This window comes from Cryobacterium sandaracinum, assembly GCF_004403415.1.
Taxonomy (GTDB): Bacteria; Actinomycetota; Actinomycetes; order Actinomycetales; family Microbacteriaceae; genus Cryobacterium; species Cryobacterium sandaracinum.
Genome location: NZ_SOGO01000031.1, coordinates 106802 through 120559, shown reverse-complemented (window position 1 = coordinate 120559; position 13758 = coordinate 106802). Strand labels below are relative to the sequence as shown.

Below are 13758 nucleotides of genomic sequence, written 5' to 3'. Positions count from 1 at the left end.
TTCACGGGCACCACCACACGGTCCTGGACGCTCGATAACATCATCACCGTGCTCCGGTTCGCTCTACCAGACGGTGACGACCTTCACCGCGGGGGCGGGCATCAAGACCCTGCCGATCTGGATTCTGGACAACCTGTTTCGCCCCAGCCAGGCACCGATCGTCAACGTCATCGCCGTGGTGCTGGTGCTGGTGCTGGTGTCGATCGTTTCGATCTACATCGCCCAACGCATTACCGGCTCGGAAAAGGAGAGCCGTTAGCCCCACGCCTGGCAGGTGCAGCCCGCGGGCTACGGCCGGCGCGGATCCCGGCCGGTCAGGGCGAGCAGCCGCGTCTGCAGCGGCGCGTTCTCGTCGGATGGTATCGGGGAGGCGAAGAGGCCGCTGGCCTCGAGGGTGTCCCGCTGGGGCTCGAAAACCGTCCAGACCGCCTCGATCAGGGCCGGGTCGAGGGACTCTTCGGCGGCCGTTGCCCGCGCCAAGTCCCAGGAATGGATCGTGACGTCGGAGACCTGCTCGCGCAGGTAGTCGGATGCCGCCACCGTGTCATACGACAGGGTCACCGGTGCGTCGGCCGGGGTCGTTGCCCAGGCTGCGGCCGCCAGCGCCGAATAGATGGCCCATTCCTTCGCGAGGTCCGGGCCCAGCGGGGTGAGTGAGCGCCGGGCGTCGAGCACCGAAAGGCCGCGCAGCAGCGCGGGGACCCACTGCTGTTCCAGCACCACGTGGCGGACCAACTCGGTCACGGTCCACTCGGTGTCCGGTGTGGCGGCGGCCCAGTCGGTGATCATGTCGACGCGGGCCCCGAACTCCTCGGCGGCCTTTTTCTGCAGCGCAAGCCAGTCATGCGTCATGGGACTCCCTCGGTAGAACGGGTGGAACGGATGCCCCTGCAACGCTACAACCGGCATCAGTCACCGTGCATTCCGTCACCGTGCATTCCGCCCCGGCGCTGTTTACGTTCTCCCGTCGCGGAATCGGTCGCGGCCTGTCGCCGGTCCGGGCTAGGGTCTCTCCATGAGCAGGCAGGACGCATGAGCAGGCAGGACGCATGAGCAGGCAGGACGGCAGCGATCGCACGGTCTCGACAGGCGCGGTCGACGACAGCACCGCGACCCTGCTCCACATCGACCTGGACGCGTTCTTCGCGTCAGTCGAACTTCTCGATCACCCCGAACTGGTGCACCGCCCGGTGATCGTGGGGCACCGGTCCGGGCGCTCGGTGGTCACGGCGGCGAACTACGTGGCCCGGCGCTACGGCGTCAATTCGGCCATGCCCATGGCGCTCGCCCTGCGGCGCTGCCCGGAGGCGGTGGTGCTCGAACCGCACATGGGGCGGTACAAGGAATACTCCGACCGGGTGATGCGCATCTTCGAAGAGTTCACGCCGCTGGTCGAGCAGCTGGGCATCGACGAGGCCTTCCTCGACGTGGCGGGTGCCCGGCGCCTGCACGGCACCCCGGCCGAGATCGGCGCGAAGATCCGGGCCCGGGTCAAGGCCGAAACCGGGCTCACCTGCTCGGTCGGCGCGGCGAGCACGAAGTTCGTCGCCAAGATGGCGTCGGGCCGGGCGAAACCCGACGGCCTGCTCGTGATCCCCGCCGACGAGACCCTCGCATTCCTGCATCCGTTGCCCGTCGGCACCCTGTGGGGGGTCGGCGCCACGACCGAGCAGGCGCTTCTCGGGCAGGGCCTGCGTCAGATCGGTGACCTCGCCCGCACCCCGCTCGCGGTGCTGCAGAAGTGCGTGGGCGACGCGTCGGGCCGCAAGCTGCACGAGCTTGCCTGGGGGAGGGACCCTCGGGTGGTCACGGTGGAGCACGAGGAGAAAAGTGTCGGCCACGAGGTCACCTTCGAATACGACGTGACGGATGTCGCCCGGCTCCGTAGCGAACTGCTGCGGCAGTCCGTTGCGGTGGCTGCCCGGCTGCGCCGCGCAGGCCTCGTCGGCCGCTGCGTGGTGCTCAAGGTGCGCTACACCGACTTCAGCACCGTCACCCGCTCCCGCACCCTGTCGGAACCGACCAGCGTCGGACGCCGGATCTACGAGGAGGTGGCTGCCAGCTTCGAGGCTCTGGCGGCCTCCGGCATCCGGGTGCGCCTCATCGGCGTGCGCGTTGAGCAGCTCAGCGGTGGCGACGGCACTGGCACCGGTCTCTGGGACCCCGACGACGACTGGCGGGGAGCCGAACGGGCCGTGGACTCGGTCACCGCAAGGTTCGGGCGCGGCACGGTGCGCCCGGCGTCGCTGCTGGATCCGGACACACCCTGATCAGGCCCACTCTGATCAGGCAACCGCAAACCAGACAGGGGGTAGCCTGAATCCATGACTAGCCTTCCAGAGAAGTTCGCAGATATCTCTCGTACCGCCGGCGTCAGGTCGGCCTACGGTGATCCGGTCCAGGTGGACGGCGTCACCCTGATTCCCGTTGCTCTCGTCTACTACGGCTTCGGCGGTGGCGAGGGTGACTCCGCCGCCACCGGCAGCGGGTCCGGCGGCGGGGGCGGCGGGGCATCCCTGCCGATCGGCGCCTACGTCAAATCGGGCACGACGGTGCGCTTCGAGCCCAACGTCATCTCGTTGCTCGCGGTCGGCATCCCGTTCCTCTGGGTGGCCGGCAAGGCGATCTCCCGCGTCGTCCGCGCCCTCAAACGCTAGCAGCGAAGGCTCCCAGCCGCCCGGTCGCCCCGCCACTCCGACTGAGGATGTCGGGCTGCTGACTGCGCTCCGGCGCTAGCAGTGCCCGCCGGCCAGCTCGATGAGTGAGTCTCCATGGCCGAGGTTGAGGGGGGTTCGCGGATCGCGGGCTCCGTTGCGCTTGTTCCCGATTCCGACGCGCGTTTTCCCGCGGACAGCGACGCGGTGGATGAACGTAGGCTCTAACCGCCGCGTCTTTCGAGTCCGCGGACCTGCGGCACATCCGTCCCGAACGAATTCGACGGAGATTGTGCCCTGAACAGCGCATTTGGGCTCAAAAACGGGTGTTGATCGATGAATCTCCGTCGAATTGGTTCGGTGCCGGGCACGGCGTTCCGCCCGTGACGACCAGCAGACACTCCGGCTGAGGGAGTTGGGCGGCTGGGTGCGCTCCGGCCCTGTCAGTGCCCGCCGAACCGCTCGTCGCGAGCCGGATCGGCCCCGAACACGTCTGGGACGCCGTCGTTGTCGGCGTCGAGCGCCTCTTTGGCGGCGATGCGCCCGTAGTGCCGGTTGCGGCTCCGCAGCACCACGGTCGCGAGTAGTGCCGCCAGCAGCGAACCGGTCAGGATAGCCACCTTGGCGTGTTCGTCGTGCGGACTACCCTGCCCGAAAGCCAGCTCGCTGATCAGCAGCGACACCGTGAAGCCGACACCGGCGAGCATGGCGACGCCGATCACATCCACCCAGGCCAGGTCCGGGTCAAGGGCGCCCCGGGTGGTCTTGGTGACCAGCCAGGTGGCGAGCATGATGCCAACCGGCTTGCCCACCACCAGGGCTACGACGATTCCGATCGCGACCGGGTCGGTGAGGGCCGTTGTCAGGCCTGACACGCCGCCGATCGTGACCCCGGCGGAGAAGAACGCGAACACCGGCACGGCGAAACCGGCCGAGAGCGGGCGGATGCGGTGCTCGAGGTTCTGCGCCAGGCCCGGGCCGGCGTCGGGTCCGCCGCCACGTCGGCTGCGCAGCACGGGCACGGCGAAGCCGAGCAGCACTCCGGCCACCGTGGCGTGGATGCCGGAGCCGTGCACGAGAACCCAGGTGGCGAGGCCGAGCGGCAGCAGAACGGCGCCCGCGGCCCACCTGGTGGTGCCGAACAGATAGGAGTGCGTATGCGCCAGAAAGGCGAAGAGGCTCAGCGGCACGATGGCGAGCAGCAGCAGAACAGGCTGGAGGTCGCCGGAATAGAAGAAGGCGATGATGGCGATGGCGAGCAGGTCGTCGACCACGGCCAGGGTCAGCAGGAAGATGCGCAGAGCGCTGGGCAGTTTGGAGCCGATCACGGCGAGCACGGCCACGGCGAAAGCGATGTCGGTGGCGGTGGGGATGGCCCAGCCTCGTAACATTTCCGGCCCCGAGCTGAACACGATGGCGGTGAAGATCACAGCCGGAACGATGACGCCGCCGACGGCCGCGGCGACCGGGACGACCGCGCGGCTGAAGGTGCGCAGATCGCCGGCGACGAACTCACGCTTGAGTTCGAGCCCGGCAATGAAGAAGAAGATCGCCAGGAGTCCGTCGGCGGCCCACGCGCCGAGGCTCAGATTGAGGTGCCACGGCTCGTAGCCGATCTGAAAGTCCCGCACCGCATAGTAGAAATCGGAGGCCCCGGTGTTGGCCAGGGTCAGCGCGAGAACCGTCGCCACCAGCAGGAGAGCGCCGCCCACGGTCTCTTTGCGCAGGATCGTCGAGACGTGCAGGTACTCGGGATAGCTGCTGCGGCGAAAGACGTTAAGTTTCGGGGTGGGAGGAAGAGGTGATGGTTTCGGCATGGACGAGCCTCAGTCAATCAGGATTTTGTGGCACACGGACATTGCTGTCGACCAGACTTCCCGACACACCACGTCGAGCGTACCGCGTTCGGGCGGTCAACGCCGCCCGCGCCAGCTACACCGCCAGCGTCCCAGCCGCTGGCGGGAGCCCGGCCCTTCCCGCCAGCTGCGGGGGATGTGCCAGGGTCCGCGCACGGGTAGCCCGCGTCGCATCCGTCGTCGCCGCAAAATGAAGTGGCGCAGCAACAGAAGCAACAGCCCGGCGAGGATCAGGGGAACGGTGAACGTCATTCGCGCCCGACAGTGATGCGGGGGCGAGGCGAGGACTCCATCCCGCGAGTCTAGGCCGAGGTCTATACTTGAATCGAACACGGGAGTCCGGTCAACCGGGCTGAGAGGAAGCTTCTGAAGCTTCGACCGTCGAACCTGATCTGGATCATGCCAGCGCAGGGAGGCAAATTTTCTCGTTCCCGTGCCCTGGAACCATCTACGGAAAGGGCACGACCAGTGCACGCTACAACAACTCTTCTCACCTCCACCACGTCCCGCCAGCCGCGTAACTTCCGGTGGCGGGTCGTCGACATCGTCATCGCCAGTGTCATCGGCGTGGCCAGCGGGCTCATCTTCGTCGTCTGGAACCAGGCGTACAACCCGCTCAGCGGCCTGCTCACCCCGCTGCTGCCGGGCCTGCAGGCTCTCCTGGGCGGCGGATGGCTGTTCGCCGGCGTGCTCGGCGGCCTCATCATCCGCAAACCCGGCGCCGCGCTCTACACCGAGCTGCTGGCGGCGGTCGTGTCGACTCTGGTCGGCGGCACCGCCTGGGGAGCCACCATCCTGGTCTCCGGCCTGGTGCAGGGTCTCGGCGCGGAGCTGGTCTTCGCGCTGTTCTTCTACGCCAACTACCGCCTCGTCGTGGCCCTGCTCGCCGGCGCGGGTGCCGGCCTTGCCCTCGCCGTCAACGACCTGTTGCTCTGGTACCCCGGATCGGCCGTTCCCTTCATCACCATCTACACCGCCTCCTCGATCGTCTCCGGCATTGTCGTGGCCGGACTGCTGTCCTGGCTGGCCATGCGTGGCCTCGCCCGCACCGGGGCACTGTCGCGGTTCGCCGCCGGGCGATCGAACCGCACCCAGGTCTAGGGGGACGGCGATGACACCGGCAGCAGCGGCATCCGTCTCGGGAGCGTCCGTCGTGGCCCGCGGCTGGGGATGGCGGCATGCCGGGCGGCGGGGCTGGGCCGTCAACGGCCTCGACCTGAGAATCGAGCCGGGCGAGCGCGTGCTGCTGCTCGGCGCCTCCGGGGCCGGCAAATCCACTCTGCTGCACGCCCTCGCCGGGGTTCTCGGCGGCGACGAGGAGGGCGAGCAGCGCGGTCAGCTGCTTGTAAACGGCGCCGAGCCGACCGCAGCGCGCGGCCAGGCCGGGCTGCTCCTGCAGGACCCTGACTCCCAGGTGATCCTGGCGCGGGTGGGCGACGACGTCGCCTTCGGCTGCGAGAACCTGGGGGTGCCCCGCGAAGAGATCTGGCGCCGGGTGAGCGACGCCCTGGACATGGTCGGCCTGAACCTGCCGCTCAGCCATCCGACGTCGTCGCTGTCGGGTGGACAGAAGCAGCGCCTCGCCCTCGCTGGGGTGCTGGCGATGCGGCCGGGGCTGCTGCTGCTCGACGAACCCACAGCGAATCTCGACCCTGGAGGCGTGCTGGATGTGCGCGATTCCGTTGCCCGCGTGCTCGAGAACTCCGCGGCGACGTTCATCGTGATCGAACATCGGGTCGCCGTCTGGCAGAACTTTGTGAACCGGGTGATCGTGCTCGACGCGGCCGGGGGAGTGCTGGCCGACGGCCATCCCGACGACGTGCTGACCAGGCAGGGGGAACGGCTCGCGGCCGCGGGTGTCTGGGTGCCCGGGCGGGGCAACGGCCTGACTGCATCGCGGCGCGAGACCAGCTCGGCGTCGGCGCCCGGCTCGGTCCCTCTGCTCCGCACGCCCGGCCTCGCGGTCGCGCGCACGCGCGCCGACGTGCTCGCCCGGGACATCGACCTCACGGTGCACGCCGGCACCGCTCTGGCAGTCACCGGACCGAACGGCGCCGGCAAATCGACCCTGATGCTCACCCTCGCCGGCCTGCTAAAACCGGCCGGGGGAGCGGTTCTCGCGAGCCCGGAGTTCGCCGGCGGGGCCGACGAGGAACCGATCCGCTGGAAGTCCCGCCAGCTGCTCACCCGCATCGGCACTGTGTTCCAGAGCCCGGAGCACCAGTTCGTGGCCGCCACCGTGCGGGCCGAACTCGCCGTAGGGCCGCGCGCCCTCAAACGGCCGGAGGCGAACATCAATGCCCGGGTCGACGAGGTGCTGCAGCGCCTGCGCCTGGATCACCTGGCCGAGGCGAACCCGTTCACCCTCTCCGGCGGAGAGAAACGTCGGCTGTCGGTGGGCACCGTGCTGGCCACCCAGCCACGACTGCTCATGCTCGACGAGCCCACCTTCGGCCAGGACCTGCGCACCTGGCGGGAGATCGTGGCCCTGCTCGACGAACTCCTGCGGGAGGGCACCGCGGTGGTCGCCGTCTCGCACGACACCGACTTCGTGGTCGCCCTGGCTGACCGGGAGTACCATCTGGCCGGGCGGGCCGGCCGCAGCGTCACGCCGCGGGCGGCGGTGTCCCGGTGAGCGTGCTGACGCCTGCCCGGGGAACCCAGGCCATCTTCCGGATCAACCCGGTCGCGAAGCTGGCCGCCGCGCTGCTGCTGGCGGGCGTGCTCATCCTCACCATCGACTGGGTCTCCGCAGTCGTCGCCCTCGCCTGCGAGTTCGTGCTCTTCTTCTGGGCCGGGCTGTCCCTGAAGGCCTTCGCGGTGCGCACCCTGCCGGTCTGGATCGCCGCACCCACCGCCGGCGTCACCACCCTGCTCTACGGGCAGGCGGCCGGGGCGGTCTATTGGTCTTTCGGGCTGGTGAACGTGACCGAGGGATCACTCGAGCTGGCCATCGCCACGACCCTGCGCATCCTCGCCATCGGACTGCCGTCGGTCGTGCTCTTCGTGACCGTCGACCCCACCGACCTGGCCGACGGCCTCGGCCAAGTCGTGAAACTGCCGGCCCGCTTCGTGCTTGGCGGTCTGGCCGGGCTGCGCCTGGTCGGCCTGTTCCTCGAGGACTGGCGCGCCCTCGAACTGGCCCGGCGGGCCCGCGGCATCGCGGACCGCGGCGTCCTGCGCCGGCTGCTCAGCCAGGCCTTCGCCCTGCTGGTGCTGTCGATCCGGCGCGGCAGCAAACTCGCGACGGCGATGGAGGCCCGCGGGTTCGGCGCCTCGGTGCGGCGCACCTGGGCCCGCCCCTCCAGCTTCCGGGGGCGCGAGGTGGCCCTGGTCGGCATCGGTCTGGCCGTGGCCCTGCTCTCGGTGAGCGTCTCCGTGGCGACGGGAAGCTGGAACTTTGTCCTCACCTGATCTGCCCACGGCCGCCCTCGAACCGGCCGCCCCCGATCCGGTCGGTGACCGACGGATGCTGCTGGCCCCCGTGCTCCGCGACCTTGCCGCCGCCGGGGTGGCGCCCGTCGTTCTCATCGACGGGCCGAGCGGCGCCGGCAAGAGCACCCTCGCCGACGCGCTTGTCGTCGCCTGGCCGGGACCGCTCCGGCCCACCCTGGTGCGGCTGGATGACATCTACCCCGGCTGGCAGGGGCTGGACGCCGCCGTCACGCACCTGCGCGAACAGGTGCTCGCCCCGAGAAGACTGGGCCGGCCCGCCGCCTGGCGGCGCTATGACTGGGAGCGGCGCGAGTTGGCAGAATGGCACCCGGTCGACCCGGCCCGCCCGCTGATCGTGGAGGGCTGCGGAACCCTGGCGGCCGCCCACGCGCCACTCAGCGACATCCGGGTCTGGCTGGCCGCCGACGACCGCATCCGCAAGCAGCGGGCCCTCGCCCGGGACGGCGAACTGTTCCGGTCGCACTGGGACCAGTGGGAAGCGGGCTGGGACGCTTACCGAGAGCGGGAGGCGCCCGAGCGGCAGGCGACGATCCGGCTGGCCGGGACCCCGGACATCCGTCGCCCGTAAGTCGGTGCCCGGGACTAGGTTGGAGGCATGGCTGATCAAGGTGCTGAAAATGTCGTTTACACCGCGGAATTCATTGACGGTCCCCTCGCGGGCCAGGTCGACACCCGGGTGCTGATCCAGGGCAAACATGACGCCCGGGTCAGCATGATGGCCGCCGTCGAGGGGGTCGAAACGCTGTTCTGGTACGACGAGGAGGACGTGCGCGATGTGCAGGGCCGCGTGCACGTGCGCTACCGGTTCGACGCGGGCGAGAGCGACCCGTTCCTGCCGACCGGCGAGCGCGAGTAGCCGCAGACCAGTAGCCGGCGGGCGGTCGCGGCAGCCTTTCGCCGCTAGCGGTCCGCGGCGATCAGCGCCGAGATCATCGGCACGGGGTGCAGGAGCCGCCAACCGAGGCCCGGCGCGCTGATCGTGCGGTCGAGCACCAGCGTCGACGTCACCTCGGTGCCCCCGGTCTCCACCGTGACCCGGCCGACGGTCTTGCCCGCCCGGCCGGTCGACACCGTCTCCAGGATCACCTCCGCGTCGCCCGGCGCCTGGGCCTGCCAGCCGTACGTCGTCGTGGCCGTGCGCACGGTTCCGGAGGCCTCGGCCCCCCACGGTGTGCTGAACTCCACGTAGGCGTCACCCTGGGCGAGGGTTGGCAGCTCGCGTACCCCGGCGCGGGCGCTCTCCATCAGGGCGGTGACGTCACTGGTCAGGGTGTCGTAATCGGGTTCGCCGAGCAGGGCACCGGCAAAGGTGTAGGTCGAGTCCGGGCCCTGCACCTGACCGGTGAAGAGAAAACAGACGCCCGCCCCGTCCGTGTAGCTGCGGGTGATGCCGGTGACGCCCTCCTCGGCCAGGAACGCCGTGGTGTTGTCCACGCCGCGCTGGCCCACCAGGGCGGAGGCCGGCTGGGAGAGGATGGCACCGATCACCGGGTCGGCGGCGGCCAGGCCGGCCAGCCGGGCAAGGTCGGTGGCCGTTCCGACGCTTTCGTCGTTGAGCCCGGTGGCGTCGGCGACACGAGTGCCGTCGAGGCCCTGCTTGCCCAGCCAGGCGTTGGCGGCGGCGCTGTAGGCGTCGAGGGAGCCGAAGGCCCAACGCGCCAGCGTGTCGGCGTGATTGTTGCTGGAGCCGAGGATCATCGCCTGGAGCAGCTCGGTCTCGGTCCACAGTTCGCCCGGGAAGACCACGACGGTGCGGGCACCGGAATTGCCGTAGTCGATGTAGTCCTGGTAATCCGCGGCCGTGATCGGGATCTGAGGCCCCGTCTCACCAAGGGTCAGCGGTTTCGCGTCGAGCACGACCAGGGCGGTCACGATCTTCGTCGCCGCGGCCATCGGCAGCGGTTCGGCCGTGCCGGCCACGGCGAGAGGCAGGGTGGTGGCGAGAGCGTCGGCGTCCAGCGCCGTCGTCTCCGGGAAGGCCGGATCGGGTGTGACCGTGGCCAGGCCGATGACGGCGCTGCCGCCGGTGGCCGGCAGCGCGGGCGGGAACGGAACCGACTCGCCGGCCGCCGGCGTGACCAGCGTGGCGGTGGCCTCAGGCAACGGCCCCAGTAGGGTGGCCGGCCCGTAGACGCCGACGGACAGGATGACGAGGGCGCCGACCGTGGCGCCGATGACGCGGGCAGGCCGGGATCTACTCATGACGCAAGGCTAACGGTGGTTGGTCATCCCCAGCCGAGGTCGTGCAGCCTGTCGTCGTCGATGCCGTAGAAATGGGCGATCTCATGCACCAGAGTGATGTGCACCTGGTCGCGCAACTCCCCGAGATCCGCGCAGAGCTCCAGCAGCGGCTCCCGGTAGAGCACGATCCGGTCCGGCATCTCACCGAAGCCGTACTGCCCGCGCTCGGTCAGGGCAACCCCGTCATAGAGCCCGAGGGTGTCCATCGTGCCGTCTTCGGGTCGGTCCTCGACCACGAAGATCACGTTGTCCAGGCCGTCGACCATGTCGTCGGGCAGGAGGTCGAGCTCGTCGACGACGAGACGCTCGAACTCCTCGTGAGTCAGCTGCGGCATCCGTTCAGCATCTCACATTCGTTCAGCCTCTCAGGGAGCCGGTCAGCCGTTGATCGTGATGGTGCTCAGGCCGCCGTCGGTGACGCCCCAGGTCTTGAGGATCTCGCCGTAGGAGCCGTCGTCGACCATGGACTGCAGGGCAGCCTGCACGGCCGCTGCCATCCCGGAGTCCTTCGCCACGGCCATGCCGTACGGTGCCTCGTCGAAGGAGGTGCCGGCCTTCTGCAGCTTGCCCGCGGTCTGCTGGATCGCGTAGAGGGTGACCGGGGAGTCTGCGCTGAAGGCGTCGGCCTGGCCGAGCACAGTGGCGTTCGTGGCCAGGTCCTGGGTGTCGAACTTGAGCTTGTCGATCGGGGGCTTTCCGGCGGCGACGCATGCGGCGCTCTTGGCCGGGATTTCGTCGGTGTCCTCGTAGGTGGTGGACTGCACGGCGATCTTCAGGCCGCAGGCGTCGTCGGGGTCGACGGTGGTGCCGGTGGCGGAGGCCCACTGGATGCCGGCCGTGTAGTAGTTGACGAAGTCGACCTGCTCCTGGCGCTTCAGGTTGACGGTGAAGGACGAGTTTCCCAGGTCCATCTCGCCGCCGATGATGCTCGGGATTATGGTGTCGAAATTCGCGACCTTGTAGTCGGCGGTCAGACCCAACTTCGCGGCAACCGCGGCGCCGAGTTCGACTCCCCAGCCGATCGGGTTGCCGGAATCGTCCTTGAACTCGTTGGGGGAGTAATTCGGGCTCGTGCCGATCACGAGCGTGTCGGAGGCGCGGACCTTCTCCGGGAGCAGCGCCGAGGCGGCGGCATCTTCGGTCACGGTCTTGGCGGGCGCGGTGGCGTCGGCTCCGGGAACCGGCACAGTGTTGTCGACGCAGCCGGTGAGCAGGGAGGCGGCCACCGCAGCGACGGCGGGGAGGGCGAAACGAGCACGCATGGAGAGATCCCTTTCAGCTGTCCCGGACGCCGTTGGATCGGCGGGGAGGCCGAGGCGAGGACACCATTTCGGTGAGGCGTTTCGATGCCGGAAATGCGAACGCGCGGCCGGATCCGAGGGCCCGGTCGCGCGTTCGATGGACTGTTTCTGCGTGTTTCAATTGGGGTGAGTAACGGGGCTTGAACCCGCGGCCTTCCGGACCACAACCGGATGCTCTACCAGCTGAGCTATACCCACCATGCGCTGCTTTCTCACAGAGAAGGCAACTTGACAAGTGTATTACATGTTCGCAGCGAAAATGTTCACGGCTTCGGCCGCGCTGTTCTTCGCCTGTTGGCTGGACGGCCCGGGGTCGGCCACGAACACGGTTTGGCGGTAGTACGCCAGTTCGCGGATGGATTCGAGGATGTCAGCCAGGGCGCGGTGTCCGCCGTCTTTCGCGGGGGCGTTGAAGTACACCCGAGGGTACCAGCGGCGTGCGAGTTCCTTGATCGAGGACACGTCGACGTTGCGGTAGTGCAGCTGGGCGTCGAGGCGAGGCATGAATTTCATCAGGAAGGCCCGGTCGGTGCCGATGGAATTTCCCGCCAGCGGAGCCCTCTGCTCGGCCGGGATGAACTGCAGTACGTATTCCAGCACCAGGGTCTCGGCCTCGGCGGCGCTGATTCCGTTCGGGATCTCGTTGATCAGCCCGCTGGTCTCGTGCATGTTGCGCACGAAGTCGTTCATGTTCTCCAGCGACGCCTGATTCGGCTTGATGATGAGGTCGAGTCCCGGGTCGATGATGTTCAGGTCGTAATCGGTGATCACTACAGCGATCTCCACCAACTCGTCGGAATCAATGTCCAAACCGGTCATCTCGCAGTCAATCCACACCAACCGGTCACTACTTTTTTTCATGTGCCGAGTCTAACGGCGGACGCCGACCGGCCCTGTTGCGCTGATCCCGGCAGCGGTGCGACTGAGACGTTCGCTCCGTAGACTACCTCGCATGGAATTGACGTACTTCTCCTCCGCCTTCTGTGAGCCCTGCATGCAGACCCGGGCAGTCCTGGCCGAGGTCGAACGCCTCGTGCCCCAGGCGACCGTGCGTGAGCTCGACGTGGTGCGGGACGTCGCGGAAGCCGAGGCCGACGGCATCCGGATCACCCCCACGGTGATCATCCGGGACGCGGCCGGGATCGAGGCCTTCCGGGCCACGGGTGTGCCGACACTCGCCCAGGTGCTCGTGGCGGCCGCGAAGGCCGTTTGAGCGCCGGCGGGCCGGGTCTGCGGTATTGTTGATCGTTCTTCGCCCCCGTAGCTCAGTGGATAGAGCAGCGGCCTTCTAATCCGCTTGTCGTAGGTTCGATTCCTACCGGGGGCACCGCACAACACCCGTGAATCCTGTTGCTCTACCCTCGGTTTGGTAGATTCGGGAAATGCGAGAACTACAGGCGCGAATCATCGCGGAGCTGAACGTGTCCCCCCATATCGATGCATCCTCCGAGGTTCGCCGCAGAGTGCAGTTCCTCGCGGACTACCTGCTCCGAACGGGGGCACAGGGCCTCGTGCTCGGCATCAGCGGGGGTCAGGATTCCAGCCTGGCCGGCCGTCTGTGCCAGCTGGCCGTGGAGCAGCTCGCCGAGGCGGGACATTCGGCCATCTTCCAGGCCGTGCGCCTGCCGTACCGGGTGCAGCGGGACGAGGAGGACGCGCAGCTCGCCCTGGAATTCATTCGTCCTGCGTCGACCGTCACCTTCGACATCAAGCGCGCCGTCGACGGCATCGAAGCGGAATTCGCCGATGCGACGGGCCGCCCGCTGCCGGACTTCGACAAGGGAAACGTCAAGGCCCGGGTGCGCATGGTCGCCCAGTATGCCCTCGCCGGCTCGGCCGGCCTGCTGGTCGTGGGCACCGACCACGCCGCCGAGGCGGTCACGGGATTCTTCACCAAGTACGGCGACGGCGGCACGGACATCCTGCCGCTGACCGGACTGACCAAGCGTCAGGGGCGAGCGCTTCTGGTCGAGCTGGGGGCGCCGGACCGGTTATACCTCAAGGCGCCGACTGCCGACCTTCTCGACGACAACCCCGGCCAGACCGACGAGGCCAACCTGGGGTTGCGGTACGAGCAGATCGACGACTTCCTGGAAGGGCTGCCCGTCGACGATCTCGTCGCCGAGACGATCGAGAACCGCTACCTCGGCACCGAGCACAAGCGCCAGGTCCCGGCATCGATGTTCGACGAGTGGTGGCGCTGACTCGTGAGAGCTGTGAGCCGCCGCCGCCTCGCTCGGGAGCGCGGCG

At 68.6% G+C, this 13758-nt stretch carries 16 protein-coding genes, 2 tRNA genes and 1 riboswitch; of the genes, 11 read left to right on the top strand and 7 right to left on the bottom strand.

What is annotated here, in order from left to right:
* Positions 1 to 73: 73 nt before the first annotated feature.
* Positions 74 to 259: a hypothetical protein gene (locus E3T25_RS10985; RefSeq protein WP_241973149.1), complete on the top strand. Its 186-nt coding sequence runs from the start codon at positions 74 to 76 to the stop codon at positions 257 to 259.
* Positions 260 to 288: 29 nt separating this feature from the next.
* Here the strand turns inward: E3T25_RS10985 and E3T25_RS10980 are convergent, their stop codons facing one another.
* Positions 289 to 852, bottom strand: a complete 564-nt coding sequence (locus tag E3T25_RS10980; protein ID WP_134374228.1) for a TIGR03086 family metal-binding protein — start codon at positions 850 to 852, stop codon at positions 289 to 291.
* Between the two features lie 197 nt (positions 853 to 1049).
* Here E3T25_RS10980 and E3T25_RS10975 point away from each other — a divergent pair, with 197 nt between their 5' ends.
* A complete protein-coding gene (locus tag E3T25_RS10975; RefSeq protein WP_134343104.1) occupies positions 1050 to 2270 on the top strand; it encodes a DNA polymerase IV in 1221 nt (406 codons plus the stop codon).
* Positions 2271 to 2324: 54 nt separating this feature from the next.
* Positions 2325 to 2657 carry a hypothetical protein gene (locus E3T25_RS10970; RefSeq protein WP_134374226.1) on the top strand — a complete coding sequence of 111 codons (333 nt, stop codon included), beginning with the start codon at positions 2325 to 2327 and terminating at the stop codon, positions 2655 to 2657.
* 440 nt (positions 2658 to 3097) lie between these two features.
* Here the strand turns inward: E3T25_RS10970 and nhaA are convergent, their stop codons facing one another.
* On the bottom strand, positions 3098 to 4471 hold the full coding sequence (gene nhaA / locus E3T25_RS10965; protein ID WP_104103249.1) for a Na+/H+ antiporter NhaA: 1374 nt from the start codon (positions 4469 to 4471) through the stop codon (positions 3098 to 3100).
* 360 nt (positions 4472 to 4831) lie between these two features.
* Positions 4832 to 4941: riboswitch (TPP riboswitch) on the top strand.
* A 37-nt stretch (positions 4942 to 4978) separates the two neighbouring features.
* On the opposite strand from nhaA, the gene E3T25_RS10960 reads away from it, so the two are divergent.
* Genes E3T25_RS10960 through E3T25_RS10940 form a run of 5 tightly spaced genes read left to right on the top strand, consistent with a single transcriptional unit; the run spans position 4979 to position 8822 of the window.
* On the top strand, positions 4979 to 5611 hold the full coding sequence (locus tag E3T25_RS10960; RefSeq protein WP_104103251.1) for an ECF transporter S component: 633 nt from the start codon (positions 4979 to 4981) through the stop codon (positions 5609 to 5611).
* A gap of 10 nt (positions 5612 to 5621) precedes the next feature.
* On the top strand, positions 5622 to 7145 hold the full coding sequence (locus E3T25_RS10955; RefSeq protein WP_134374224.1) for an ABC transporter ATP-binding protein: 1524 nt from the start codon (positions 5622 to 5624) through the stop codon (positions 7143 to 7145).
* Positions 7142 to 7924 carry an energy-coupling factor transporter transmembrane component T family protein gene (locus tag E3T25_RS10950; protein WP_134343107.1) on the top strand — a complete coding sequence of 261 codons (783 nt, stop codon included), beginning with the start codon at positions 7142 to 7144 and terminating at the stop codon, positions 7922 to 7924. The genes E3T25_RS10955 and E3T25_RS10950 overlap by 4 nt, the downstream gene beginning before the upstream one ends.
* Positions 7911 to 8534 carry a nucleoside/nucleotide kinase family protein gene (locus E3T25_RS10945; RefSeq protein WP_241973344.1) on the top strand — a complete coding sequence of 208 codons (624 nt, stop codon included), beginning with the start codon at positions 7911 to 7913 and terminating at the stop codon, positions 8532 to 8534. The genes E3T25_RS10950 and E3T25_RS10945 overlap by 14 nt, the downstream gene beginning before the upstream one ends.
* Positions 8535 to 8561: 27 nt before the next feature.
* A complete protein-coding gene (locus tag E3T25_RS10940) occupies positions 8562 to 8822 on the top strand; it encodes a hypothetical protein (RefSeq protein WP_104103259.1) in 261 nt (86 codons plus the stop codon).
* Between the two features lie 44 nt (positions 8823 to 8866).
* On the opposite strand, the gene E3T25_RS10935 is transcribed toward E3T25_RS10940, so the two are convergent.
* The 5 genes from E3T25_RS10935 to orn all read right to left on the bottom strand — a co-directional run bounded on the left by E3T25_RS10935 (position 8867) and on the right by orn (position 12369).
* Positions 8867 to 10168 (bottom strand): D-alanyl-D-alanine carboxypeptidase family protein, encoded by a 1302-nt coding sequence (locus tag E3T25_RS10935; protein WP_134374222.1) that lies wholly within the window; start codon positions 10166 to 10168, stop codon positions 8867 to 8869.
* A 23-nt stretch (positions 10169 to 10191) separates the two neighbouring features.
* On the bottom strand, positions 10192 to 10542 hold the full coding sequence (locus E3T25_RS10930; protein ID WP_134374220.1) for a metallopeptidase family protein: 351 nt from the start codon (positions 10540 to 10542) through the stop codon (positions 10192 to 10194).
* Between the two features lie 42 nt (positions 10543 to 10584).
* Positions 10585 to 11469 carry an ABC transporter substrate-binding protein gene (locus E3T25_RS10925; RefSeq protein ID WP_134374218.1) on the bottom strand — a complete coding sequence of 295 codons (885 nt, stop codon included), beginning with the start codon at positions 11467 to 11469 and terminating at the stop codon, positions 10585 to 10587.
* Between the two features lie 161 nt (positions 11470 to 11630).
* Positions 11631 to 11706: transfer RNA gene (locus tag E3T25_RS10920), tRNA-His, on the bottom strand.
* Between the two features lie 42 nt (positions 11707 to 11748).
* Entirely contained in the window at positions 11749 to 12369 is a 621-nt protein-coding gene (gene orn / locus E3T25_RS10915; protein ID WP_104103271.1) for an oligoribonuclease, read from the bottom strand.
* 91 nt (positions 12370 to 12460) lie between these two features.
* Between orn and E3T25_RS10910 the strand changes: the two genes are divergently transcribed.
* From E3T25_RS10910 to nadE, 3 genes are all read left to right on the top strand, one after another.
* Complete coding sequence (locus tag E3T25_RS10910) at positions 12461 to 12721, top strand: YbbN family protein (protein ID WP_134374216.1); 261 nt, start codon at positions 12461 to 12463, stop codon at positions 12719 to 12721.
* A 41-nt stretch (positions 12722 to 12762) separates the two neighbouring features.
* A tRNA-Arg gene (locus E3T25_RS10905) sits at positions 12763 to 12835 on the top strand.
* 55 nt (positions 12836 to 12890) lie between these two features.
* The gene (gene nadE / locus E3T25_RS10900; protein ID WP_134374214.1) at positions 12891 to 13712 is read left to right on the top strand and encodes an ammonia-dependent NAD(+) synthetase; all 822 of its coding nucleotides are present in this window, start codon (positions 12891 to 12893) and stop codon (positions 13710 to 13712) included.
* The last annotated feature ends 46 nt before the right edge of the window (positions 13713 to 13758 follow it).